The following is a 964-nucleotide window of genomic DNA, read 5'->3' on the forward strand; positions in this document are numbered from 1 at the left end:
ATAGGCACACAAAGGAAAGGACCTTCCTTTGAACCTGTTTTGGGTCTCTATCTTTTACACCATTAAGGAGGAAAAATTCATTATGAAACTCAAGAAGATTGCTTCTCTGGCACTGGCTGGCGTTATGGCCATCAGCATGCTGGCCGCTTGTGGCGACACCGATAAGAAGGATCCCGCTTCCAGCACCGAGACCAGCACTGCTACTGGTTATTCTGCTAAGCTGGCCGATGAGATGAAGGATCTGGCCGATGAGGACTACATCACCTTCGAGGATAATGCTTCTGATGAAGCTGCTCTGAAGGCTGCTGTTGCTGGTGCTGCTAACATCAATGCTAGCAACGCTCACTTCTTCAGCAAGCTGCTCACTTTGAAGAAGGATAATCAGTGGCCTTGGGTACAGGAGGTTGTGGCAGACTTCAATAAGAAGGCAGACGTCGACGACTCTTGGGGTCAGAATAAAAATATTTTTAGCGATAGCAATGCCAACAAGCACCTGAATGGCGATTATAAGATGTCTATTCTGTTCGCTATTGATGGTTCTGTCAGCATGGACAAGGTAATGGAAAAGGTTGCTGATGCTCTGGAGAAGGATAATGATAAATTCACCGATGGTCTGGTGGATGAGATTTCTGGTATTGACACCAAGTATGATTGCAGCTATGTCGTGTCTGTGAGTGTTGTGAATGTGGAGAACGAGTATGACCTGCAGAAGGCATTCTCTACCAACTTCATTGCTGTCACTGTTACTCGTACCAGCGTTGATGCCTAACTTATTCCTTTACTTATAACACCCCCAGTAGCACCATGACTGGGAGCTGATATAAGGGGCCTTTGAACAAGAGACCGTTCAGAGGCTCGGGTAAATAACCCATCCGATGTGGCGACAAAGGGGAATAATTAACCACTATTCCTTCTGTTGTTGATCGCACCAAAACAAAAGAACTTTTGCGTCACGAAAGATAGG

Annotated in this window: 1 protein-coding gene; it reads left to right on the forward strand. The window is 46.0% G+C overall.

From position 1 onward, the window contains the following. Positions 1-82: 82 nt before the first annotated feature. The gene (locus tag B5F27_RS17365; protein WP_242962225.1) at positions 83-769 is read left to right on the forward strand and encodes a hypothetical protein; all 687 of its coding nucleotides are present in this window, start codon (positions 83-85) and stop codon (positions 767-769) included. Positions 770-964 lie beyond the last annotated feature (195 nt).

The sequence above is a fragment of the Faecalibacterium sp. An192 genome, assembly GCF_002160175.1.
GTDB lineage: Bacteria > Bacillota > Clostridia > Oscillospirales > Ruminococcaceae > Faecalibacterium.